Annotated in this window: 17 protein-coding genes; 14 read left to right on the top strand and 3 right to left on the bottom strand. The window is 70.1% G+C overall.

Features of this window, described 5'->3' with window-relative positions; translation table 11 throughout:
* Nucleotides 1-706: 706 nt before the first annotated feature.
* A complete protein-coding gene (locus tag ACIBVP_RS44125; RefSeq protein ID WP_396112547.1) occupies nucleotides 707-1,735 on the bottom strand; it encodes an aldo/keto reductase in 1,029 nt (342 codons plus the stop codon).
* Between the two features lie 106 nt (nucleotides 1,736-1,841).
* Between ACIBVP_RS44125 and ACIBVP_RS44120 the strand changes: the two genes are divergently transcribed.
* The 3 genes from ACIBVP_RS44120 (at nucleotide 1,842) to ACIBVP_RS44110 (ending at nucleotide 4,812) form a co-directional block, all read left to right on the top strand.
* Entirely contained in the window at nucleotides 1,842-2,699 is an 858-nt protein-coding gene (locus ACIBVP_RS44120) for a helix-turn-helix transcriptional regulator (RefSeq protein WP_396112546.1), read from the top strand.
* Nucleotides 2,700-2,877: 178 nt separating this feature from the next.
* Nucleotides 2,878-3,999, top strand: coding sequence for a Bcr/CflA family efflux MFS transporter (locus ACIBVP_RS44115; RefSeq protein ID WP_396112545.1), 1,122 nt, complete (start codon nucleotides 2,878-2,880; stop codon nucleotides 3,997-3,999).
* Nucleotides 4,000-4,041: 42 nt separating this feature from the next.
* On the top strand, nucleotides 4,042-4,812 hold the full coding sequence (locus ACIBVP_RS44110; RefSeq protein ID WP_396112544.1) for an Fpg/Nei family DNA glycosylase: 771 nt from the start codon (nucleotides 4,042-4,044) through the stop codon (nucleotides 4,810-4,812).
* 154 nt (nucleotides 4,813-4,966) lie between these two features.
* Here the strand turns inward: ACIBVP_RS44110 and ACIBVP_RS44105 are convergent, their stop codons facing one another.
* A complete protein-coding gene (locus ACIBVP_RS44105) occupies nucleotides 4,967-5,524 on the bottom strand; it encodes a DUF742 domain-containing protein (protein ID WP_396112543.1) in 558 nt (185 codons plus the stop codon).
* A gap of 264 nt (nucleotides 5,525-5,788) precedes the next feature.
* Here ACIBVP_RS44105 and ACIBVP_RS44100 point away from each other — a divergent pair, with 264 nt between their 5' ends.
* From ACIBVP_RS44100 to ptsP, 7 genes are read left to right on the top strand one after another with little or no spacing between them, the layout of a single operon-like run.
* Nucleotides 5,789-6,550, top strand: a complete 762-nt coding sequence (locus tag ACIBVP_RS44100) for a DeoR/GlpR family DNA-binding transcription regulator (protein ID WP_396112542.1) — start codon at nucleotides 5,789-5,791, stop codon at nucleotides 6,548-6,550.
* Entirely contained in the window at nucleotides 6,547-7,491 is a 945-nt protein-coding gene (gene pfkB / locus ACIBVP_RS44095) for a 1-phosphofructokinase (protein ID WP_396112541.1), read from the top strand. Before ACIBVP_RS44100 ends, pfkB begins: the two co-directional genes overlap by 4 nt.
* Nucleotides 7,488-8,954 (top strand): PTS mannitol transporter subunit IICB, encoded by a 1,467-nt coding sequence (locus tag ACIBVP_RS44090; RefSeq protein ID WP_396112540.1) that lies wholly within the window; start codon nucleotides 7,488-7,490, stop codon nucleotides 8,952-8,954. The genes pfkB and ACIBVP_RS44090 overlap by 4 nt, the downstream gene beginning before the upstream one ends.
* Nucleotides 8,947-9,393, top strand: coding sequence for a PTS sugar transporter subunit IIA (locus ACIBVP_RS44085; protein WP_396112539.1), 447 nt, complete (start codon nucleotides 8,947-8,949; stop codon nucleotides 9,391-9,393). Before ACIBVP_RS44090 ends, ACIBVP_RS44085 begins: the two co-directional genes overlap by 8 nt.
* Before the next feature lie 3 nt (nucleotides 9,394-9,396).
* On the top strand, nucleotides 9,397-10,437 hold the full coding sequence (locus ACIBVP_RS44080) for a zinc-dependent dehydrogenase (protein WP_396112538.1): 1,041 nt from the start codon (nucleotides 9,397-9,399) through the stop codon (nucleotides 10,435-10,437).
* 31 nt (nucleotides 10,438-10,468) lie between these two features.
* The gene (locus ACIBVP_RS44075) at nucleotides 10,469-10,735 is read left to right on the top strand and encodes an HPr family phosphocarrier protein (protein WP_396112537.1); all 267 of its coding nucleotides are present in this window, start codon (nucleotides 10,469-10,471) and stop codon (nucleotides 10,733-10,735) included.
* Nucleotides 10,728-12,350 (top strand): phosphoenolpyruvate--protein phosphotransferase, encoded by a 1,623-nt coding sequence (gene ptsP / locus ACIBVP_RS44070; protein ID WP_396112536.1) that lies wholly within the window; start codon nucleotides 10,728-10,730, stop codon nucleotides 12,348-12,350. The genes ACIBVP_RS44075 and ptsP overlap by 8 nt, the downstream gene beginning before the upstream one ends.
* Before the next feature lie 503 nt (nucleotides 12,351-12,853).
* Here ptsP and ACIBVP_RS44065 read toward each other — a convergent pair.
* Entirely contained in the window at nucleotides 12,854-13,708 is an 855-nt protein-coding gene (locus ACIBVP_RS44065) for an NAD(P)H-binding protein (RefSeq protein WP_396112535.1), read from the bottom strand.
* An 84-nt stretch (nucleotides 13,709-13,792) separates the two neighbouring features.
* Here ACIBVP_RS44065 and ACIBVP_RS44060 point away from each other — a divergent pair, with 84 nt between their 5' ends.
* The 4 genes from ACIBVP_RS44060 (at nucleotide 13,793) to ACIBVP_RS44045 (ending at nucleotide 22,276) form a co-directional block, all read left to right on the top strand.
* Complete coding sequence (locus ACIBVP_RS44060; protein ID WP_396112534.1) at nucleotides 13,793-14,452, top strand: TetR/AcrR family transcriptional regulator; 660 nt, start codon at nucleotides 13,793-13,795, stop codon at nucleotides 14,450-14,452.
* A 438-nt stretch (nucleotides 14,453-14,890) separates the two neighbouring features.
* Nucleotides 14,891-16,042, top strand: a complete 1,152-nt coding sequence (locus tag ACIBVP_RS44055; RefSeq protein ID WP_396112533.1) for a multicopper oxidase domain-containing protein — start codon at nucleotides 14,891-14,893, stop codon at nucleotides 16,040-16,042.
* A 25-nt stretch (nucleotides 16,043-16,067) separates the two neighbouring features.
* A complete protein-coding gene (locus ACIBVP_RS44050) occupies nucleotides 16,068-20,066 on the top strand; it encodes a ThuA domain-containing protein (RefSeq protein WP_396112532.1) in 3,999 nt (1,332 codons plus the stop codon).
* A 65-nt stretch (nucleotides 20,067-20,131) separates the two neighbouring features.
* Nucleotides 20,132-22,276: an OmpL47-type beta-barrel domain-containing protein gene (locus ACIBVP_RS44045; protein ID WP_396112531.1), complete on the top strand. Its 2,145-nt coding sequence runs from the start codon at nucleotides 20,132-20,134 to the stop codon at nucleotides 22,274-22,276.
* The last annotated feature ends 64 nt before the right edge of the window (nucleotides 22,277-22,340 follow it).

Genomic DNA, 22,340 nt, shown 5'->3' with positions numbered 1-22,340 from the left:
ATCTTGGTCGACGCTGTTCTAGCAGGAACCCCGTTGCCTATCTCAGCCGCCTTGACAACCCACCCACCGCCCTAACTGAACGGCATTGGGTCTAGTCCATGACCGGCCTTGTCGGACAGTCCTTTCCGGTGGGCTGGGTGAGGGTCGTGGCCGGTTAGTTGTCCACAGGTGGGGTGGTTGTCCACAGGCGGCCGCTTGCGCCCTGGTTCTGTCGGTGGGTGCCGGTAGGCTGGCATGGCGGGTGGTCCCCGGGATCGGGTGGGGGTTGAGGTTACGTACTGGGGGGCTTGTTTTCGCTGGTCAGCGGGGGTTTTGGTGGCCTCTGCGTGGGGTGGTGTCCTCGCCGGACGGGCTGATCTCGGGGAGGGGCTTCCGAGTTGGTCTCGGGGTTCTTTGGCATGGACGGGTGGCCTGCCCTCCCGTCGACCTCCCTCCGGTGTTTGTGCACGGGGTGTTTCGGGTTGGCCCCTTGACCCGGTGTGATCGGGCTTCGCCAGGTCGACGGGAGGGCAGGCAGGCCGTCTTTGTGGGCTGCGCCCGGCTTGTGCACGGGGCTGGGGTCCGCTTCGCGAAGCGGGTCTGATCACCGAAAAGGGAGATCCTTGCTCATATCCGGGCGGGATGTTCCCAATGTGATGATCATGGTCCGGCCACCTTGTGGTTCGGCTGGGGCGATGCCCTCAAAGCGTCTTTCAGGGCAGTGGGGCTACCTCCGCCGCAGTGTTGCGTCCGCCAGTGCGGGTGGGACGTAGTAGCTGTCCGCGCGGTTGAGGTCGGTGCCCGGTGGCACGATCTCGTCGATGCGGTCCAGCACGTCCGCGGGCAGTACCGTGTCCGCGCCCGCCAGCAGTGACTCCAGCTGGTCCATCGTTCGCGGGCCGATGATCACCGAGGTCACCGCCGGGTGCGACAGCACGAAGCCGACTGCCAGGTGCGGCAGCGTCAGCCCCGCGTCCGCGGCCAGTTTCGACAGTTCGCCGACCGCTGCCAGCTTCGCCGCGTTTTCCGGGCGATCTGGGTCGAACTTGTGGGACTCGATCGCCACACGGCTGCTGTCGCTCGTCGTCACGTCCGTGGCCTGTGTGTAGCGGCCCGACAGCCAGCCCGCCGACAGCGGGCCCCAGGTCAGGACGCCCATGCCGTACTTCTGTGCCGTCGGGAGGACCGCCGCCTCGACGCTCCGCGCGAGGATCGAGTACGGCGGCTGTTCGGTGCGGAACCGCACGTGCCCGCGCTTCTCCGACACCCACTGCGCCTCGACGATCTGCTCGGCCGGGAACGTGGAGCTGCCCACCGCCAGCACCTTGCCCGCACGCACCAGGTCGGTCAGCGTGGCGAGGGTCTCGTCGACGTCGGTCGCCGGGTCCGGGCGGTGGATCTGGTACAGGTCGATGTGGTCGGTGCCGAGCCGCCGCAGGCTGTTCTCCACCTCGCGGACGATCCAGCGTCGCGAGTTGCCGCTGTGGTTGGCGTCCGGCCCCATGGACCCGTGCACCTTCGTGGCCAGCACGACGTCGTCGCGGCGGCCCTTCAGTGCCTTGCCGACGATCTCCTCCGACTCGCCGTCCGAGTAGATGTCGGCGGTGTCGACGAAGTTGATGCCCGCGTCGAGCGCGCGGTGGATGATCCGGACGCTCTCGTCGTGGTCGGGGTTGCCGATCCTGCCGAACATCATCGCGCCGAGGGCGTACTGGCTCACCGAGATGCCCGTGCCCCCGAGGGTCCTGCGCTTCATGAAACTCCTCCTGTTCTCCGACCTCCACCCTCCGGCCGCGGGGACAGGGCCGCCAGGCACCCTTCAACCTGGGCCTGGCAGAACCACCCTGCGGGACAATGGGGGCATGGGACAGGTTGAGGACCAGATCACGCCCTTCCTGAAGGCGCGCCGCGCGGCGCTCGACCCGGCCGCGCTCGGGCTGCCGAACGGGGTCGCGCGCAGGAGGGTGCGGGGCCTGCGGCGTGAGGAGGTCGCGCAACTCGCGGGCATCAGCGTCGACTACTACACGCGCATCGAGCAGGGCCGTGCGCCCGCGATCTCCGACGCCGTCCTCGACGCCGTCGCCCGTGCGCTGCGGCTCACGCCCGCCGAGCACACCTACCTGCGCAACATCACGCTGCCCAGCCACCGCAACGCCGGGGGCGCGTGCGCGAACGCCGACCGGCCGGCCGTGCGGCCGCAGATCCTGGAGCTGCTCCAGGCGATGGACGACACCGTGCCCGCGATGGTCTACGGGCCGGGCATGGACATCCTGGCGTGGAACCGGCTCGCCAACCGGCTCGCGTTCGACTACGAGACGCTGCCCGCGGCCGACCTGAACGCGGCGCGGCTGGTGTTCCTGCGGCCGGAGTCACGCGAGTTCTACCCGGACTGGGAGGAGATCGCGGGCGAGACGGTGTCCGCGCTGCGTGCCGAGGTCGGTCACTTCCCCGACCACGGCCGACCGCACCAGGTGATGTGCGAGCTGCGGGACGCCAGCGCCGACTTCCGCAGGTTCTGGGACGCGCAGGACGTGCTCGACCGCGACCACGGTGTCAAGCGGATCGTCAACCCCGAGGTCGGGGAGCTGGTCGTCACGTTCGAGGCGTTCGCCGTCCCCAATACGCCGGACCAGCGGCTGTGTACCTACACGGCGCAGAAGGGTTCGGAAACAGAGCGCAAACTTCGTGAGCTGGCAACGAAAACCGCCGTTCTGACCTGACCCGGGAACAAAGTCGGCACCGGCGGAGTTGCAGCTGACCATGGAACAGGCAACTCTGCACAGTCCGTCTACGTTGGACCGTTCGGAGCAGTTGGCAGAGTCGCCCACTGGAGCCGCGAGACTGAAGATCATCCTCGTTCTCGGCGCGCTCATCGCTCTCGGTCCCCTGACCATCGACATGTACCTTCCCGCACTGCCCGCGCTCGGTGCCGACCTCATGGCGTCGGAGTCGGCGGTGCAGCTCACACTCACCGGCACGCTCGTCGGCCTCGGGCTCGGTCAGCTGGTGATCGGCCCGCTGTCCGACGCGATCGGCAGGCGCAGGCCGCTCATCGCGGGCACGGTCGTGCACATCGTGTCGTCACTGCTCGTGCTGGTCGCACCGAACGTGCTCATCCTCGGCCTGCTGCGGACGCTCCAGGGTGTCGGCGCCGCGGCGGCGATGGTGGTCGCCATGGCCGTCGTCCGTGACCTGTTCACGGGGCGTGCGGCGGCGACCATCCTGTCCCGGCTGATGCTCGTGATGGGCGCGGCCCCGATCCTCGCACCGTCGATCGGCGCCGGGATCCTGCTGTCCGGTTCGTGGCGCGGCGTGTTCGCCGTGCTGGCGGCGCTCGGGGTGGCGCTGCTGCTGGTCGCGATCTTCCTGCTGAAGGAGACGCTGCCGCCGGAACGCAGGCGCACCGGCTCGCTGCGGCCCGTGCTGTCGACGTACCGGATGCTGGTCACCGACAAGCAGTTCGTCGTGCTCGCGCTGGTCGCGGCGCTCGGCATGTCCGCGTTGTTCTCGTACGTGTCCGGCTCGTCGTTCGTGCTGCAGGACACCTTCGGGCTGTCCCAGCAGGAGTTCGGCATCGTGTTCGCGATCGGCGCGGTCGCGTTGATCGGTGCCTCGCAGCTGAACGTGGTGCTGCTGAACCGCTGGTCGGCGCAGCAGATCGTGTTCGGCGCGCTGGCGGCCGCACTCGCCTTCGGTGCCGTGCTGGTCGTCTTCGCGGCGTCCGGTTTCGGCGGTCTGCCCGGATTCCTGGCGCCGCTGCTGCTCCTGCTCGGCGCGGTCGGCTTCGTGCTGCCGAACGCGCCGGCGCTGGCCCTGTCCCGGCACGGGGAGGCGGCGGGCACCGCGGCCGCACTGCTGGGCGCGGCGCAGTTCGGCCTGGGCGCGTTGATCGCCCCGGTCGTCGGCGTGCTGGGCAACGACGGCCCGGCCATGGCACTGACCATGACCGGCGGCGTGCTGATCGCGTGGCTCGCGCTGGCCGCGACCATGGTCCGGCAGCGGGCCCTCGCGGTCGCCTAGCCGAACCCGCTGTCCGGCCGTACGGCTGGATAAGCTGGGCGTATGCCCGAGGGTGACACCGTCTACGCCACGGCGCATCGGTTGACCGAGGCGCTGGGCGGTGTCACCCTCACCCGCGCCGACCTGCGGCACCCCCGGTTGTCCACTGTGGATCTCACCGGGCGGGTGTTCGACCGGGCGGTGTCCGTCGGCAAGCACCTCTTCCTGCGGTTCGGCGGTGAGCTGAGCCTGCACTGCCACCTCGGCATGGACGGGTCCTGGCGCGTCTACACCGGCCGTCCGCCGATCACGCACCAGACGCGTGCGGTGCTCGGCGTGCCCGGGAAGACCGCGGTCGGGAACCTGCTGCTGGAGATGGCGTTGCTGTCCACTTCGGACGAGCACGAGCTGGTCGACCACCTCGGGCCCGACCTGCTCGACCCGGACTGGACCGACGAGCACCACGCCGAGGCCGTACGTCGCCTCACCGCCGATCCGTCGCGGGCGCTCGGCGAGGCGTTGCTGGACCAGACGGTCATGGCCGGGGTCGGCAACGTCTACAAGGTCGAGCTGTGCTTCCTGCTCCGCGTCACGCCGTGGACCCCGGTGTCCGAAGTGGACGCCGACAAGGTGGTGCGGTGGGCGCGGAAACTCCTGCTGCGCAACGCCTTGAACCCCGCCCGCAACACGACCGGCGATCCGCGCCGGGGCCGGTCACTGTGGGTCTACGGGCGGCGCAGGCAGGGATGCCTCCGCTGCGGCGGCCCGGTCGTCCACACCCCGGGCGACCGCGTCACGTACCACTGTCCCCGCTGCCAGCAGGGCCCGTCCTAGCGCGGAACAGCACGGCCCCGCCGTCGCGTCCGCGCACGCGAACTCCGCGGCCGGGACCCAACCCACGCGCGCGCTCGACCCGCACCTCGCTGAAGTCCACGGTCACGCGGTGACCGGCCGACGACAGGGCCGCGGCGAACGACGTCCTTCACGTTCAGAGGTTCTTCAGACCCGCCGCGACCCGATAGAGGAGGTCCATCGACGGCTTGTCGTCGGTCGACTCGTGGACGTGCAGCAGGCCCAGGTCGACGACGTCGGCGATCAGCACGCGGGCCGCGCCCAGCGGCAGGCTCAGGTGGGCGGACACCTCCGCGGTCGAGTGCGGGGTCAGGCACAGGTCGCAGATGGCGCGGAGGTCGTCGCGCAGGGCGGCGCGTTCGCGTTCGTGGGACAGTGCCGTCGACAGCAGTGTCTCCAGCTCCAGCCGGTAGCCGACGTGGGTGCGGCCGCCGGTCCTGGTGTACGGGCGCACCAGCTGCCGCGGGCTGCTCGCCTCCGTCGACAGCGCGGGCGGCTCCTTCGGGTTCGCCCACGGGCCGGTGTCGGCGAGCGGGGACACGAACGCGGGCGCGGGGGTCGGCGGTGGTGCGAGGGGGAGCAGGTCCTTCGGCTTCTTGTCGCGCCGTCCGAGCGACTTGCGGCCCGCCGGGACGACGGACCGGGGGCCGATCGGCAGCGACGTGGGGGTGGGCGGCGCCAGTGTCCCGCTCACGGAACCGTCGGTCTCGGGCTCGGGAGAGTTGGGGGGTTTCGGGCGGAAGTCGTTCGCTTCCCAGTCCTGGTAACTGCCCCAGCCGCCGTAGTACAAGCCCGCTCACCACCACTGGTCGGCCTAGGTCGGGGCGGATATTACGTCGATTTCACATCGCGCGGCAAGAGGCCGGTCGGGCGGTCTCTGCGGTAAACCAGGTGTTGACTTGCTGCGGCTAAACCAGGTAAACACAACGATACGCAGATGAAACGGTGGTAAATCCACATGTACGCAGAAGAGCGTCAGCAGCACATCGTGGACCGGGCCCGCCGGGAAGGGCGGGTCGACGTCGCCGACCTGGCCGCTGAGCTGGCCGTCACCGGCGAGACGATCCGGCGCGACCTCTCCGTGCTCGAGCGCCACGGGCTGCTCCGCCGCGTGCACGGCGGCGCCATCCCTGTCGAGCGGCTCGGCTTCGAACCCGCCCTCGCCGCCCGCGACGCCGTCCTGGGTGCGGAGAAGGACCGGATTGCGAAGGCCGCGCTCGCCGAGGTCCCCGAGGAGGGCTCGATCCTCCTCGACGCGGGCACCACCACCGCCCGGCTCGCCGAGATCCTGCCCGTCGACCGGCAGCTCACGATCCTCACCAACGCGCTGCCCATCGCGCTCTCGCTCGCGGGCCGCACGAACTTCAACGTCCTGTTCATCGGTGGCCGGGTCCGCTCGCGCACGCTCGCCTGTGTCGACCCGTGGGCGCTCGAAGCCCTCGCTCAGTCCTATGTGGACGTCGCGTTCATCGCCACCAACGGCATGTCCGTGCAGCGCGGCCTCACCACCCCCGACCAGGCGGAAGCCGCCGTGAAGAAGGCCATGGTCGCCGCCGCGCGCCGCACGGTGCTGCTCGCCGACCACACGAAGCTGTCCTCCGACCACCTCTCGCGGTTCGCGGAGCTGTCGGACATCGACCTGTTCATCACCGACAGCGGGATGGACCCCCAGCTGGCCGCGGAGATCGAAGGGCAGGGACCGAGGGTGATCCGGGCATGATCCTCACGCTCACGTTGAACCCCAGCCTGGACCGCACCATCGAGGTCCCGGAGCTGGTTCGCGGTGCGCTGGTCCGGGCGAGCGGGACCCGTCTCGACCCGGGTGGCAAGGGCGTCAACGTCGCCCGTGCCCTCGCCGCGCACCAGCTGCCGACCTGCGCGGTCGTGCCCCGTGGCGGGCCCGAGGGCAGGCAGCTGTGCGAACTCCTCACCGAGGAGGGCATCGACGTGTGCGCGGTGCCGGTCACCGGGCACACGCGGTCCAACGTGAGCCTCGTCGAACCGGACGGTGCGGTCACCAAGATCAACGAACCGGGCGGCGAGCTGGGCCAGGACGACCTGGAACGCATCGTCAAGGCGGTGCTGGACACCGCGGTCACCGCCGACTGGGTGGTCGCGAGCGGCAGCCTCCCGCCCGGTGTCCCGGACACGTTCTACCGCGACCTGGGCGCCCGGCTGACCGAGCGCGGCGTCCGGTTCGTCGTGGACACGTCCGGGCCCGCGCTCACCGAGGCGCTGGCCGCCGCACCGGCGTTGGTCAAGCCGAACCGGGAGGAGCTGGCCGAGTCGGTCGGCTTCGAGATCGCCACGCTGGGCGACGCGGTGCGGGCCGCGCAGGTCCTGCGTGACAAGGGGGCACGGACGGTGCTCGCCAGCCTGGGCGCCGACGGCGCGGTGCTGGTCGACGAGCAAGGGGTGCGTTACGGCGAGTCGCCCGTCGACCGCGGCCGCAGTGCGGTCGGTGCGGGCGACGCGATGCTCGCCGGGTATCTGGCCGGTGGGGTGACCGGCAGGGATGCCCTCGTCGAGGCGCTGTCGTGGGGTGCGGCCGCGGTTCGGTTACCGGGCAGCCGGATGCCGGGCCCCGGGGATGTGGACCGGGACTCCGTGCTGGTCCACACCTCGATCGACCTTTCGGAGAAACTGGAGCGGATTCAATGACGACTGACGTCTCCCAGCTGAAGAACTTACAGGGCAACGGGATCCGCGCCCGGGTCCAGCGGTTCGGCGGCAACCTCGCCGGCATGATCATGCCCAACATCGGCGCGTTCATCGCGTGGGGCCTGATCACGGCGATGTTCATCCCGACCGGCTGGCTGCCGAACGAGACCCTCGCCCAGCTGGTCGACCCCACGATCAAGTTCCTGCTGCCACTGCTGATCGGCTACACCGGTGGCCGGATGGTGCATGGCCAGCGCGGTGCCGTGGTCGGTGCGATCGCCACCATGGGTGTGATCGTCGGCGCGGACGTGCCGATGTTCCTCGGGGCCATGATCATCGGCCCGCTCGCGGCGCTGCTGATGAAGTGGTTCGACCGGCTGATCGAGGGCAAGGTCAGGTCCGGTTTCGAGATGCTGGTCAACAACTTCTCGGCCGGCATCCTCGGCGGTGCGATGGCGCTGCTGGGCCTGATCGGCATCGGCCCGGTCGTCGAGGCGCTCACCAACGGGGCCAGCAACGTCGTCGACTTCCTCGTCGACAACAGCCTGCTGCCGCTCGTGTCGATCATCGTCGAGCCCGCGAAGGCGCTGTTCCTCAACAACGCCATCAACCACGGCGTGTTCGGCCCGCTCGGCCTGGAACAGGCGCGGGAAGCGGGCCAGTCGATCCTGTTCATGATCGAGACCAACCCCGGACCTGGCCTCGGCGTGCTGCTCGCGTTCTGGTTCTTCGGCCCGCGCAAGACCCGGCCGAGCGCCCCCGGCGCGATCATCATCCACTTCTTCGGCGGCATCCACGAGATCTACTTCCCGTACCTGCTGATGAAGCCGAAGCTGATCCTGGCCGCGATCGCCGGTGGCATGGCCGGTGTCGGCACCGCCCTGGTCACCAACTCCGGGCTGGTCGCGCCGCCCGCACCGGGCAGCATCTTCGCCTACATGGCGGTCACGCCACGCGGCGGCCACCTGAGCGTCCTGCTCTGCATCGCCGTCGCGACCGCCGTGTCGTTCATCGTCGCCGCCGCGCTGATGAAGTTCGGCCACGGCGCCGACGCCGGTGACGAGACCCCCGCCGCGGACGCGGCCCCAGAGCCGCCGACGGCCGCCGCCCCGGCCGTCGGCGCCCCAACCTCCAACGGCACCACCACGACCACCCGTCCCGTCATCTCCGGCCGCGACGTGAAGAGCATCGTCGTCGCCTGCGACGCGGGCATGGGTTCGAGCGTGATGCTGGCGTCCCAGATGCGCACGCGGCTCAAGCCGTACGGCGTGACCGTGGAACACGTCGCGGTCAACGACATCCCGGCCGGGGCGCGGCTCGTGCTCACGCACACCGACCTCGCCGAGCGGGCCCGGTCGACCGTGCCGCACGCGGTGGTCGTGGAGTTCCGGATGTTCCTGGGCGACCCGGCGTTCGACCGGCTGGAGAAGGCGATCAAGGAAGGCGATGAGATCCGTGGCTGAGTCATCGGTCCTCCCGAAGGAGGGCATCCGCCTCGGGCTGACGGCGGCCGACAAGTGGGACGCGATCCGCCAGTGCGGCGCCGTGCTCACCGACTTGGGCGCGGTCGACGACGGCTACCCGGACGCCATGCTGGAACGCGAGAAGACGGTGTCCACGTTCATCGGCGAGGGCGTCGCGATCCCGCACGGCACCGACGAGAGCCGCGCGCTGGTGCGCCGCACCACGCTCGGCGTGCTGCAGTTCCCCGACGGCGTGGACTGGGACGGCCAGACCGTCAACATCTGCGTGGCCATCGCGGCGAAGGGCGACGAGCACGTGACCGTGCTGTCCGCGCTCGCGCAGATCCTCATGGACCCCGCGCAGGCCGAGCGCCTGCGCACGTCAGCCAGCGTCGACGCGGTGTACGACCTGCTGGAATCGATAGGGAAGGACCTGTAACCCATGAAGGTGGCGCGTTTCTACGCCCCCGGTGACATCCGCCTCGAGGAGGCGCCCGAGCCGAACCCCGGCCCGGACGAGGTGAAGATCGCGGTGAAGCAGTGCTCGACCTGCGGCACCGACGTCAAGATCTTCAACCACGGTCACCACCACCTGGTGCCGCCGCGCGTGATCGGCCACGAGATCGCCGGCGAGGTCGTCGAGGTCGGGTCGGACGTGTCCGGCTGGGCGCCGGGCGACCGGGTGCAGGTCATCGCGGCCGTGCCGTGCGGGGAGTGCGCCGAGTGCCAGGACGGCCGCATGCAGGTCTGCCCCAACCAGACCTCGGTCGGCTACCACTACGACGGCGGGTTCGCCGAGTACCTGATCGTGCCGCGGCAGGTGCTCGCGGTCGACGGGCTCAACCGGATCCCCGACGGCGTGGACTTCGCGGAGGCGTCGGTCGCAGAACCGCTCGCGTGCGTGCTCAACGGGCAGGAGCTGGCGAAGGTCGGCCCCGGCGACGACGTGGTCGTGGTCGGCGCTGGGCCGATCGGCTGCCTGCACGTGCGGCTCGCGCGGGCACGCGGCGCGAACCGGGTGTTCCTGGTGGAGCTGAACCGGTCCCGGCTGGACATGTCGGCGGCGAAGGTGAAGCCGGACGCGGCGATCTGCTCGGCCGAGGTCGACGCGGTCGACGAGGTGAAGAAGCTGACCGACGGGCGCGGTGTGGACGTGGTGATCACCGCGGCCGCGGCCGGCGCCGCGCAGGAGGACGCGCAGCACATGGCCGCGCGCAGCGGCCGGATCAGCTTCTTCGGCGGCCTGCCGAAGGATAAGCCGACGATCACGCTGGACTCCAACCTGGTGCACTACCGCGAGCTGACCATCGTGGGCGCCAACGGTTCCAGCCCCGCGCACAACAAGAAGGCCCTCGAGCTGATCGCGTCCGGCCAGGTGCCGGTCGCCGACCTGATCACCCACCGCCTGCGGTTGTCCGAACTGCACGACGCCATCAAGCTGGTGTCGTCCGGTTCGGCGATCAAGGTGACCATCCAGTCGTAGTTTCGTTGCAGGGCCACGTCGAGGAGGACGCATGCCCACGAGGGACGTTGTTGTCGGGTCGCGGATCGGGCTGCACGGCAGGCCCGCGAAGATCGTCGTGGAGACCGCGCAGGCCCAGTCGGTGACCGTGCGGATCGGCACGGCCGCGAAGCCACCGGTCGACGCGCGCAGCATCATCGCGGTGCTGTCGCTCGGCGCGCACGGCGGTGACACGGTCACGATCTCCGCGGACGGCGAGGGCGCCGACGCCGCGCTGGCGGCGATGGCCGAGATCCTGGAGCGGGATCTCGATGCCTGATCTGCACGGCTTGGGTGTCAGCCCGGGACGCACGGCGGGCCCCGTCCACGCGATGGGTGCCCCGCCGGTCCTGCCTTCGGACGTGCCGGCACCGGGACCCGACGAGGCCGAGCGGGCGGCGAAGGCGCTCCAGTTCGTGGCCACGTCACTCGACGAGCTGGCCGCGCGGGTGACCGGTCCGGCCGCGGAGGTCCTCGCCACGCAGGCCATGATGGCCGCCGACATGACCCTCGCCGACGCGGTCGCCGCGAAGGTCGCCGCGGGCAGGCCGGCGGCGTGGGCGATCACCGACGCGATCGCCGACCAGCAGGCCACGTTCACCGAGCTGGGCGGCTACTTCGCCGAGCGCGCCGCCGACCTCGCGGACCTGCGGGACCGCGCGGTGGCGTGGCTGCTCGACGTGCCGATGCCGGGCCTGCCCCGGCCGGGCGTGCCGTACGTGCTGGTGGCCGACGACCTGTCACCGGCGGACACGGCGCTGCTGGACGACTCGGTCCGCGCGATCGTCACCCGCCGCGGTGGCCCGACCAGTCACACCGCGATCCTGGCGCGTGCCAGGGGCCTGCCCGCGGTGGTCGGCTGCGTGGGCATCCTCGACGTGGCCGACGGGACGACCGTGTCGGTCAACGGCACGACGGGCGCGGTCGGCCTCGTGACGGCGTCGGCGGCGGAGGAGATCGTCGCCGCCGGGCAGGCGGAACGCGCACGGAACGAGGCGCTGACCGGCCCCGGTCGCACGGCCGACGGTGTCCCCGTGCCGCTGCTGCAGAACGTCGGCGGCGCGGCCGACCTCGCGCCGGACGGCGAGGGCGTCGGGCTGTTCCGCACGGAGTTCCTGTTCCTGGGCCGGACGTCGGCGCCGCCGGTGGCCGAGCAGGAGTCGGCCTACCGGGAGCTGTTCGCGGCCGCGGGTGACAACAAGGTCGTGCTGCGGACGCTGGACGCGGGCGCGGACAAGCCGTTGCCGTTCCTGGGACTGGCGGAGGAGGACAACCCGGCGCTGGGCGTGCGTGGCCTGCGCACGTCCCGGGTGGACCCGTCGGTGCTGGCCGAGCAACTGGAGGCGGTGTCCCGGGCGGCGACCGCCACGACGGCCGACGTGTGGGTGATGGCGCCCATGGTCGCGACCGCCGAGGAGGCCGCGGAGTTCGCGTCGGCCGTCCACAAGGCGGGCCTGCGGACCGCCGGGGTGATGATCGAGGTCCCCGCCGCGGCGCTGAAGGCCAGGCAGATCCTCGCCGCCGTGGACTTCGTGTCGATCGGCACCAACGACCTGTCCCAGTACACGATGGCCGCCGACCGCATGAACGGCGAGCTGGCGGACCTGCTGGACCCGTGGCAGCCCGCGGTGCTGGAGCTGGTCGCCCTGGTGGCGTCGGCCGGGCGGGAACTGGGCAAGCCGGTCGGCGTCTGCGGCGAGGCCGCGAGCGACCCGCTGCTGGCGTGCGTGTTCGTGGGCATGGGGATCACGACGCTGTCGATGTCGGCGCCGTCCGTGCCCGCCGTGCGAGCCGCGCTGGCGACCCGCACGGCGGACGACTGCGAACGCCTGGCCGAACTGGCCCTGTCCGCCCCGACGGCGGCGGCCGCCCGCTCGGCGGTGGCCACGGCCTGATGCCCGGAACGACGCTTTGGGGCACTCAGCCCGAAGCCGCCGATGATCATGCTCGGTTGTGTATGGGGAGGTTTCCCTCCGGGGGGTCCTCGCCGGACGGGCTGATCTCGGGGAGGGGGCCTCACGATTTTGGCGTGTTGTGGTTTGGCATGGACGGGTGGCCTGCCCTCCCGTCGACCTCCCTCCGGGCTATCACACCGCGTCAAGGGGGCCATTGCGTTGGCATCGGGGCTGGTTCGGGCTGGCCCCCTTGACCCGGTGTGATCGGGCTTCGCCAGGTCGACGGGAGGGCAGGCAGGCCGTCTTTGTGGGCTGGCGCCCGGCTTGTGCACGGGGCTGGCCCGCTGCGCGGGCCTCGGGCGCTGCGCGCCCGGCGGATGCCTGCCCGGCTCTGCGAAGCGGGCCTGACCAGGCCGCGCTCTGCCGCAGGTCCGGAACAACCAGGTTGACCACCGGTGGCTCCAGGCTCGACGTCTCGAATGCGTCTTTCGGGGCACGACACCTCAGAGCCTTGCCGCGAGGACGGCGCGGAGTGGCGTGGCCGGACGGCCCAGCAGTTCCTCCAGCGCGGGGCCGGTGACGGCGAACTCGCCGCGCCGGGACGCCTGGAACATGCCGAGCAGCATGGTCACCCTGGCCTCCGGTGAGCCCTGCGCGACCAGGCCCGCCCGCCACTCCTCGTCGTCGACGACGACCCGGCGGATCGTGCGGCCGCCGAGTTCGCCGAGGATCGCCGCGGCCTGTTCGAGGTCGAACACCTCGGGCGCGGTCAGCGGCGGGGTCGGTCCGTCGAACCGGCCCTCGTCGGTGAGGACGCGGACGGCCGCCTCGGCGAGGTCGGCGTGCGCGGTCCACGACACGGGTCCGTCGGCCGGGGCGACCAGCTCGCCGGTCTCGAGCGCCTGGCCGAAGAGGAGCGGGATGGTGTCGGCGTAGTAGCCGTTGCGCAGCGCGGTGAACGGTGTGCCGAGCCCGGTCAGGTAGGTCTCGGTGGCGGCGTGGTCGACCATGGGCGCGAACAGCGAGTCCGCACCCGAGCCCTGGTGGCTCGTGTAGAGGACCCGCTTGGCCCCGGCCGCGTAGGCGGCGTCGACCGCGGCACGGTGCTGCACGACCTTCTCCGGGCCGATCGCGTTGACCGACACGAGCAGCACCTGCGCGGCGTCCTCGAACGCGTCGGCCAGTGTGGCCGGTTCGGCGAAGTCGCCCCGCCGCACCCGCACCCCGCGCGCGGCCAGGTGCGCCGCCTTCTCGGGCGCGCGCACGCTCACCCCGACCTGCTCCGCGGGCACGTGCTCGAGTAACCCCTCGACGACCAGTGCCCCGAGCTTCCCCGTTGCCCCGCTGACGACGATCATGCTTCACCTCGTGATATCGATGGAATCACTTCGACGCTAACATCGGAAATACATCGATAGCAAGGAGCTGTTATCGTTGGAAGCATGGACGTGCGGACGAACCTCGTCGAGGTGGCGGCCAGGCTGCTGCGTGAACAGGGCCCGGCCGCGGTGACCACCCGAGGGGTCGCCCATGCCGCGGGCATGCAGGCCCCGGCCATCTACCGCATGTTCGGCGACAAGGACGGCCTCCTGGACGCGGTCGCCGAGCACGTGTTCGCCACCTACGTCGCCGAGAAGTCCCGCACCCCCGACAGCGACGACCCGCTGGCCGACCTGCGCGCCGGGTGGGACACGCACATCGGCTTCGGCATGGCGAACCCCGCGCTGTACGTCCTCCTGGTCGGGCGTCCGCCGTCGCCGGCCACGGTCGCGGGCATCGAGAAGCTGCGGGCCAAGGTCCGCCGGGTCGCGGAGATCGGCAGGCTCCGGGTGTCCGAGCAGCGGGCCGTGGAGCTGATCCACGCCGCCAACACCGGGGTGGTCCTGACCCTGCTGACCGCGCCCGACCCGGACCCCGGCCTGGCGGACGCCATGTACGAGGCGGTGACCCGGACGATCCTGACCGATGCACCCGCGCTCGCGGAGGACGGCCCGGTCGCGGCCGCGGTCGCGTTCCGCACGGTGGTGCCCGACCTGCCACGCCTCACCGACACGGAGCGCGCCATGCTGTCCGAGTGGCTGAACCGGGCGGCGGGGGGCTAGCGCCAACGCGCTGAAGGGGTCCTTCGGTGCGCTGGGCGTGATGAAGAGGTCCTTCGGAACGCCGGAACTGGTGACGGGGTCCCTGGGGGTTGCGCTGGTTCGGACACGTGGGGCAAATTCGGTCACCCGTTGTACTAACCACCCCGTTGGCCGTCCTCGGGGTGAAGTCGCTGTCAGAGACTGTCCGGTCCGTTAGGCCATTTGGGCCTTAACTTTCGTCGGCGATCGACATAAGTTCGAGTCGTTTAGTCGGAAGCGGCTATGTCCACGCCACCAGAGGGACGCCCGGGCAGCCACCCCGGGTCGAAAGGCGAGGCAGCGTGACAACGGACGTCACCCACGTGCCATCTGTTCGTCGCGCCGCGTCTCCTGCTCCCAGCAACAACGCGAGCGGTCCGTGCGACCGCTCATTCCCGTGCCCATGAACGGAGTTCCACAATGGACAGAGACGGCCGACCGGCGCTCTCGCGTCGATCGATGCTCGCCGGTGCCGCGGCAGCGGGCGTGCTCGCCCCCGCCGTAGCGGCCAGCGGCGTTGCCGCCTTCTCCGCGGCGGCCGGTGCCGAGCCCGCGTCTGCCTCAGCAGGCGCGGCGGGCCAGACCCGCCAGATCACCCTGTACGCCGAGCAGATCCCAGGAACCAACCTCGTCGGCTACGCCCTTGAACCCGGCAAGCCGACGATCCCGGGCCCCCTGCTGGAGATCTACGAGGGTGACACGCTCGAGATCGAGCTGGTCAACAACACCGACGAGCGGTTGTCGATCCACCCGCACGGCGTCAACTACGACACCAACTCGGACGGCGCGCCGTTCAACGGATCGTTCAACAACCCCCGCGAGACCCGCGTCTACACCTGGCGCACCCGCACCACGTACCAGCGTGACGGCGTGTACATGCCGGGCAGCGCGGGTTACTGGCACTACCACGACCACGCGATGAGGGGCGACCACGGGACAATCGGGCTCCTGCGCGGCCTGTACGGCGGCCTGATCGTCCGCAAGCGCGGCGACCTGCTGCCCGACCGGCAGTACACGGTCGTCTTCAACGAACAGACCATCAACAACAAGATCGCCCCGGACACGCCCATGTTCGTGGCGAACCAGGGTGAGCGCGTCGAGTGGATCTGCATCGGGCACGGGAACCTGCTGCACACCTTCCACCTGCACGCGCACCGCTGGGCGGACACCCGCACCGGCATGCTCGCCGGCGCGAGCGACAACTCGCCCGTGATCGACAACAAGAACCTCGACCCCGGCAGCTCGTTCGGCTTCCAGGTGATCGCGGGTGAGGGCGTCGGTCCGGGCGCGTGGATGTACCACTGCCACGTCCAGGGCCACTCCGACGCAGGCATGTCCGGTGTCTTCCTGGTCCGCAACCCCGACGGCAGCATGCCGCCCGGCGCGCAGGAGTCCATCGACCGCTTCCACGGTCACGAGATGGGCTCGATGGACATGCAGGCCATGGGTATCGCCCCGGCGCCCACGGGTCCGCACGACGGCATCGCGCCGATCGCGCCGGACAACCCCTCCGCGAAGAAGGTCAAGACCGACAAGCCCGCCACCACGACGCCGCACGGCGGCCACAGGTAACCGTTAGAGAAAGGACAGCCCGACCATGGGGCGAAGAGGCTCTTTCGGCTGGTCGCGAAAGCGACGAGCCCGCAGATACACAGCGCTCGGCGCAGCGCTCGCTCTCGGTGCTTCTCTGATCAGCACAGTCGCGGCAGTACCGGCACCTGCCGCGGCGGCACCGGCGGCACCGGCGGCGACCGCTCCGGTCAACATCCTCGTCTTCCGCGGTGCGGCCGCCGAGCAGAAGGACCCGGTGGTCCGTGCGACGGACGCGATCACCAGCCTGGCGTCGGCGAACGGCATCGGGGTCACGGCGTCGTCCGACCCGGCCGTGTTCAACCCGGCGAGCCTGGCGAAGTACCGCGGTGTGGTCTACCTGTCGGCGCAGGGCATCACCCTGAACCCGACGCAGGAAGCCGCGCTGCAGAGCTACATGAAGTCCGGTGGCGGCTTCCTCGGCATCTCCGACGCGGCCCGCGCCCAGCAGAACTCGACCTGGTTCACCGGTCTCATCGGCGCCCGCCCGGTGGGGGCCCGGCTCGTCTCGGAGGTCACGGCGAGCGCCGAGAACCCGCCGAACGAGACCAAGGAAAAGCTGATCGACGGTGACCCGTCCACGAAGTGGCTGGCGTTCAACCCGACGGGTTGGGTCACCTACAAGCTCGCCGCCCCGTTCGCGGTGAACAGCTACTCGCTGACCTCGGCGAACGACTTCGACGGCCGCGACCCGAAGAACTGGACGCTGCAGGGCTCCAACGACGGCTCGACCTGGGTCGACCTGGACACCCGCGTCGACCAGGACTTCCCGCAGCGGTTCCAGAAGCGCGAGTTCACGTTCACCAACACCACCGAGTACGGCTACTACCGGCTGAACATCACCGCGAACGCCGGTGAACCGCTGGTGCAGCTCGCGGACTGGGACCTGGTGGCCGACGACTCGCAGCTCCCGCCGCCGCCGGAGCCCGCGGTGCAGGAGGCGACGATCGACGTCCTCGACCGGAACCACCCGGCCAACGAGGGCCTCGGCATGACGTGGAAGCGCACCGACCGCTTCCTCAACTGGGAGCAGAACCCGGTCGGCCAGGTGCACACGGTCGCCCAGGTCCGGGAGAACACCTACTCGCCGGGCACCGGTGCGAACGGCGCGTTCCACCCGATCTCGTGGTGCCGTGACTACGAGGGTGGCCGCTCCTTCTACACCGGCATGGGCCGCACCGAGGCGAGCTACGGCGAGGAAGGGTTCCGCAACCACCTCCTCGGCGCGCTGAAGTGGACCACCGGCCTGGTGCGTGCCGACTGCAAGGCGACCATCGCGTCGAACTACAAGATCGAGAAGCTCAACGCGAACAACGCGTCCGGCCAGCTCGACCAGATCGGTGAGCCGCACGGCCTCACCATCGCCCCGGACGGCAAGGTCTTCTACATCGGCCGCGGCGCGTGCGCGAACAACGTGGTGCCCCAGCCGAACGACTGGACCAACCCCGACATCGGCAAGGGCTGCGGCACGATCCACGTGTGGGACCCGGCCACGAAGAAGGCGAAGCTCGCCACCACCCTCGTGGTGATGGGCAACCGCGGCAGCGGCGGCGAACTGGTCAAGAACGAGGAGGGACTGGTCGGCATCACGCTGGACCCGGCCTTCTCGGACAACGGCTGGGTCTACGTCTACTGGATGCCGCACGAGTCGATCAACCGTGACACCCGGATCGGCAAGCGCACCATCTCGCGCTTCACGTTCGACAAGGCCGCGGGCACGATCGACCAGGCGACGCGCAAGGACCTGCTGTCGTGGGACACGCAGATCCACAGCTGCTGCCACGTCGGCGGTGGCATGGCGTTCGACAAGGACGGCAACCTGTTCGTCTCCACCGGCGACAGCAACTCGTCGCAGGGCTCGAACGGGTACTCCGGCAACAACTGGACGCAGGAGTACAAGGGCGTGTCCTTCCAGGACGCTCGCCGCACCTCGGGCAACACCAACGACCTCAACGGCAAGATCCTGCGGATCCACCCGGAGGCCGACGGCACCGCGACGATCCCCGAGGGGAACCTGTTCCCCGAGGCGAACGACACGCAGGACAAGACCCGTCCCGAGATCTACGTCATGGGCGTCCGCAACCCGGCACGCCTGCAGGTCGACCCCGAGCACAACTGGGTGACCACCGCGTGGGTCGGACCGGACGCGTCGTCGCCGAGCCCGGAGCTCGGCCCGGCGAAGTACGAGACCGCGACGATCATCACCGAGCCCGGTAACCACGGTTGGCCGTACTGCATGGGCAACAAGCAGCCGTACCGCGACCGCAGCAACACCGACGCGGCCGTCCTCACGGGCTGGTACGACTGTGACAACCCGGTCAACACCTCGCCGCGCAACACCGGTCTGGTCAACCTGCCGCCGGTGAAGAAGAACATGATCTGGTACTCGCCGGACGGTGGCGGGCCCATCTTCCCGAACCGCCCGAACAGCAACATCCCGACGTACGTCGCCGCGGACGCGACCTACACCCAGCCGTACCTGCGTGGTGGCGGCCAGGCGGTCATGTCCGGCCCGACGTACCACTACGACCGCGTCAACACCAACAGCGGTGTCGCGTGGCCGGAGTACTGGGACGACAAGTGGTTCATCGGTGACCAGTCGAACTCGGCGAACCGGATCGCCGTGACGGTCGACCCGGCCGGTGTGCCGACGGCGCAGCCGCCGGTGTTCGCCGAGACGATCCGGCCGATCATCCCGCCGGGTGGCGGTGACAACCGCCTGAACAGCTGGATGGACGCCAAGTTCGGTCCGGACGGCGCGCTGTACATGCTGGACTACGGCAGCGGCTTCTTCACCGTCGCCCCGAACCAGAAGCTGATCAAGATCAGCTACATCGGCGGCGAGGCGACCCCGAAGCCGGCGGCGTCGAACGTCGCGGTGCAGAACCGGGCGCTGACCCACCAGTTCTACGGGGCGAAGTCCGGCGGCGTGTCCTGGAAGTGGGAGTTCGGCGACGGCACCATCTCCACGGAGCCCAACCCGAAGCACACCTACACCCGCACCGGCCCGTACACCGCCAAGCTGACCACGACCTACGCCGACGGCGAAGTGGTGGTCTCGCGGACCGCGGTGAACGTGGGCTGCTCGGTGTCCGACCCGACGGCCACCGTCAAGTTCGGTCCCGGTGAGGACGCCGTCGACACCAGGGTGGACAACAAGAACGCCGGTGGCGGCTGCAAGATCGACGACCTGATCGACGACGAGATCACGTGGTCCTCGCACGCCGGGTTCGTCAACCACGTCGAGGTGGTCGCGAAGAACCTCTCGCAGCTCGGCATCATCAACCGCAAGCAGCAGGACACGCTGAACCGCGCGGCGAAGACGTCGGTGATCGGCAACCCCGGTCAGTACGGCTACGACGCGATCTTCGACGGCACGGAAGCCTCGTTCAGCAACTGGGCGATGGCGCCCTCGGGTGAGTTCTCGATCCGGCCGGACGGGTCCCTGCGGCCCAGCGGTGGCCTCGGAATGCTGTGGTACGCCAAGAACCCCTACCGGGACTTCTCGGTGAAGCTGCAGTTCAAGGACATCGCACCGGAGGGCTACCGGGCCAACAGCGGTCTGTTCGTCCGCTTCCCGGATCCGCGCACACCACTGGCCGAGCGGCCCGCGGGCAGCTGTGGCACGGTCGGCGCCGCGCGGACGTCGCAGGCGTGGGTCGCGATCTACTGTGGACACGAGATCCAGATCTACGACGGCGAGTCCGGCGAGCCGCAGAAGACCGGGTCGATCTACAACTTCGACCCGAACAACCTCGCCAACGCCGGTGCCACCCCGAAGAACCAGTGGAACGACTACGAGATCAGGGTTGTCGGCCAGCACTACACGATCATCCGCAACGGCGTGGTGATCAACGAGTTCGAGAACGCACCGGGGCAGGAGTCGTCCCGCGCCGGTGACCCGAACACGACGCTGCGCCAGTTCGCGGAGGGCTTCATCGGCCTTCAGAACCACGGCAACAACGACCTCGTCGAGTTCCGCAACATCCGGGTGCGGCCGCTGTAAACCGGGTGGCCGGGCGGTGCCACGCGGCACCGCCCGGCCCTCCCCCTTGGAGGACTTTTCCTGACATGTCCAGACGTTTCATCGCCGCGGTAGGCGCGGCGGTGGCCGTTCTCGGGTTGGTGGCGCTACCGGCGTCCGCCACCCCGGCAGCGGAACCACCGCCGGTCACCGCGGCCGCAGCAGCACAGACACTCACCTGGACCGCGGGCGACAGCGTGTCGGCGTACACGTCCGCGCCGACCACCGCGGTCGCCGGGGAGACCACGATCGTCTTCGAGAACAGCGAGGCGACGGGCAACACCACCGGCATGTCGCACACGCTGACGTTCGACACGTCCACGCCGGGCTACAACCACGACGTGCCGGTGAACATCCTGGCCAACCCGTTCGACTCCAACGGCGGCCGCCACGAGGCGACCGTGAACCTGACACCGGGCAAGTACCGCTACTTCTGCACGATTCCCGGCCACAGCACGATGGTCGGCGAGTTCACCGTGGAGGGCGGCACGGGTGACACCACACCGCCGACGGTGACCGCCACGATCACCGGCACGCAGGACGCGGACGGCAACTACGTCGACCAGGCGACCGTCAACCTGGCCGCCACCGACAACACCGGCGGTTCCGGTGTCGCGTCCACCGAGTACAAACTGGACACCGGCGCCTGGACCCCGTACACCGCACCGGTGACGGTGTCCGCGGTCGGCGCGCACACCGTCGCCTACCGCGCCACGGACGTGGCGGGCAACGTGTCGCAGGAAGGCTCGAAGCCGTTCACCGTCGTCGACGGTGGCGGCGGCGAGGACACCACCCCGCCCACGGTCGACGCCACGGTGACCGGCACGCAGGACGCCGACGGCAACTACGTCGAGTCCGCCACGGTCACCGTCACCGCCACGGACAACCAGGGCGGTTCCGGCGTGGCCACCACCGAGTACAAGCTGGACGACGCCGCGTGGGCGCCGTACACCCAGCCGGTGCTGGTGTCCGTGCTGGGGCAGCACACCGTGCTGTACCGGGCGACGGACGGGGCGGGCAACGTCTCCACGGAGGGCTCGAAGCAGTTCACCGTGGTGGCCGACCAGACCGACACGACGCCGCCGACGGTCGACGCCGAGGTCTCCGGCACGCAGGACGCCGACGGCAACTACGTCGACGTCGCCACCGTCTCCCTCTCCGCGACCGACGCCGAGTCCGGTGTCGCGTCCGTGGAGTACAAGGTGGACGAGGGTGCCTGGACCGCGTACAGCACGCCGGTCGCGGTGAACACACCCGGCATGCACATGGTGAGCTACCGCGCCACCGACGTGGCGGGCAACGTCTCGCCGGAGGGCATGGCCCACTTCACCGTGGTCCAGCAGGACTCGACGGCCCCGACCGTGTCGGGCCGGGTCGTCGGCCAGCAGGACGAGAACGGCGCCTACATCGGTTCCGCCATGGTGACGGTCACCGCCACCGACAACGACGGCGGTTCCGGCGTGGCGTCGGTCGAGTACCAGCTGGACGGCGGCGCGTGGACCGCGTACACGGAGTCCGTGCAGGTGTCCGACCCGGGCGCCCACACCGTGCTGTTCCGTGCCACGGACCAGGCCGGGAACACCTCGCCGGAGGGTTCGGTGACGTTCACGGTGGTGGCCGGTGAGGTCGACGAGACCCCGCCGTCCGTGTCCGCCGTGGTGAGCGGTACCCAGAACTCCAGCTGGCAGTACCTCGACGCGGCGAACATCACCATCTCCGCGCTGGACACGGGTTCCGGCGTCGACTCTGTCGAGTACAAACTGGACAGTGGCGCCTGGACCGGGTACACGGAGCCGGTGGTCGTGAACACCGCGGGCACGCACACGTTCTACTACCGGGCCACGGACCTGGCGGGGAACATGTCGGCCGAGCTGTCGGGTTCGTTCACGGTCGTGGAGTCCGGCCCCGCGCCGGGTCCCGACGTGTGCCCGGACTCGGACGTCCGCGACACCGTGATCATCGGTGACATCGACAGCCAGGTGGCGAACGTCGACATCGGCAACGGCTGCACGATCAACGACGTCATCGACGAGGACGGCGACTGGTCCAACCACAACCAGTTCGTCCGCCACGTGAAAGCGGTGACGAAGGAACTCGTGCAGAACGGCGTCATCACGACCGCGATGCGCGACCGCATCGTGACCGCGGCCGTCAACTCGACCGTGGGCATGCCGACGGCCGCACGCGCCTGACGCGTGCGGACGGAGCCTCCCCGGGCGGTCACCGCCCGCCCGGGGAGGCTTTTCTGTTGCCAGT

Origin of the sequence: Actinophytocola sp. NPDC049390 (assembly GCF_044466355.1) — a bacterium.
Classification (GTDB): Bacteria; Actinomycetota; Actinomycetes; order Mycobacteriales; family Pseudonocardiaceae; genus Actinophytocola.
The sequence above is the reverse complement of the archived record's forward strand: the minus strand, read 5'-3'. Positions and strand labels throughout refer to the sequence as shown.

What these genes read in the sequence shown, in the direction of transcription:
- ptsP (WP_396112536.1), top strand. Translation starts at nt 10,728, where the DNA reads ATGCCTGATCTGCACGGCTTGGGTGTCAGCCCGGGACGCACGGCGGGC.
- ACIBVP_RS44075 (WP_396112537.1), top strand. Translation starts at nt 10,469, where the DNA reads ATGCCCACGAGGGACGTTGTTGTCGGGTCGCGGATCGGGCTGCACGGC.
- ACIBVP_RS44115 (WP_396112545.1), top strand. Translation starts at nt 2,878, where the DNA reads ATGTACCTTCCCGCACTGCCCGCGCTCGGTGCCGACCTCATGGCGTCG.
- ACIBVP_RS44060 (WP_396112534.1), top strand. Translation starts at nt 13,793, where the DNA reads ATGGACGTGCGGACGAACCTCGTCGAGGTGGCGGCCAGGCTGCTGCGT.
- ACIBVP_RS44110 (WP_396112544.1), top strand. Translation starts at nt 4,042, where the DNA reads ATGCCCGAGGGTGACACCGTCTACGCCACGGCGCATCGGTTGACCGAG.
- ACIBVP_RS44120 (WP_396112546.1), top strand. Translation starts at nt 1,842, where the DNA reads ATGGGACAGGTTGAGGACCAGATCACGCCCTTCCTGAAGGCGCGCCGC.
- ACIBVP_RS44055 (WP_396112533.1), top strand. Translation starts at nt 14,891, where the DNA reads ATGGACAGAGACGGCCGACCGGCGCTCTCGCGTCGATCGATGCTCGCC.
- ACIBVP_RS44065 (WP_396112535.1), bottom strand. Translation starts at nt 13,708, where the DNA reads ATGATCGTCGTCAGCGGGGCAACGGGGAAGCTCGGGGCACTGGTCGTC.
- pfkB (WP_396112541.1), top strand. Translation starts at nt 6,547, where the DNA reads ATGATCCTCACGCTCACGTTGAACCCCAGCCTGGACCGCACCATCGAG.
- ACIBVP_RS44050 (WP_396112532.1), top strand. Translation starts at nt 16,068, where the DNA reads ATGGGGCGAAGAGGCTCTTTCGGCTGGTCGCGAAAGCGACGAGCCCGC.
- ACIBVP_RS44100 (WP_396112542.1), top strand. Translation starts at nt 5,789, where the DNA reads ATGTACGCAGAAGAGCGTCAGCAGCACATCGTGGACCGGGCCCGCCGG.
- ACIBVP_RS44080 (WP_396112538.1), top strand. Translation starts at nt 9,397, where the DNA reads ATGAAGGTGGCGCGTTTCTACGCCCCCGGTGACATCCGCCTCGAGGAG.
- ACIBVP_RS44045 (WP_396112531.1), top strand. Translation starts at nt 20,132, where the DNA reads ATGTCCAGACGTTTCATCGCCGCGGTAGGCGCGGCGGTGGCCGTTCTC.
- ACIBVP_RS44090 (WP_396112540.1), top strand. Translation starts at nt 7,488, where the DNA reads ATGACGACTGACGTCTCCCAGCTGAAGAACTTACAGGGCAACGGGATC.
- ACIBVP_RS44125 (WP_396112547.1), bottom strand. Translation starts at nt 1,735, where the DNA reads ATGAAGCGCAGGACCCTCGGGGGCACGGGCATCTCGGTGAGCCAGTAC.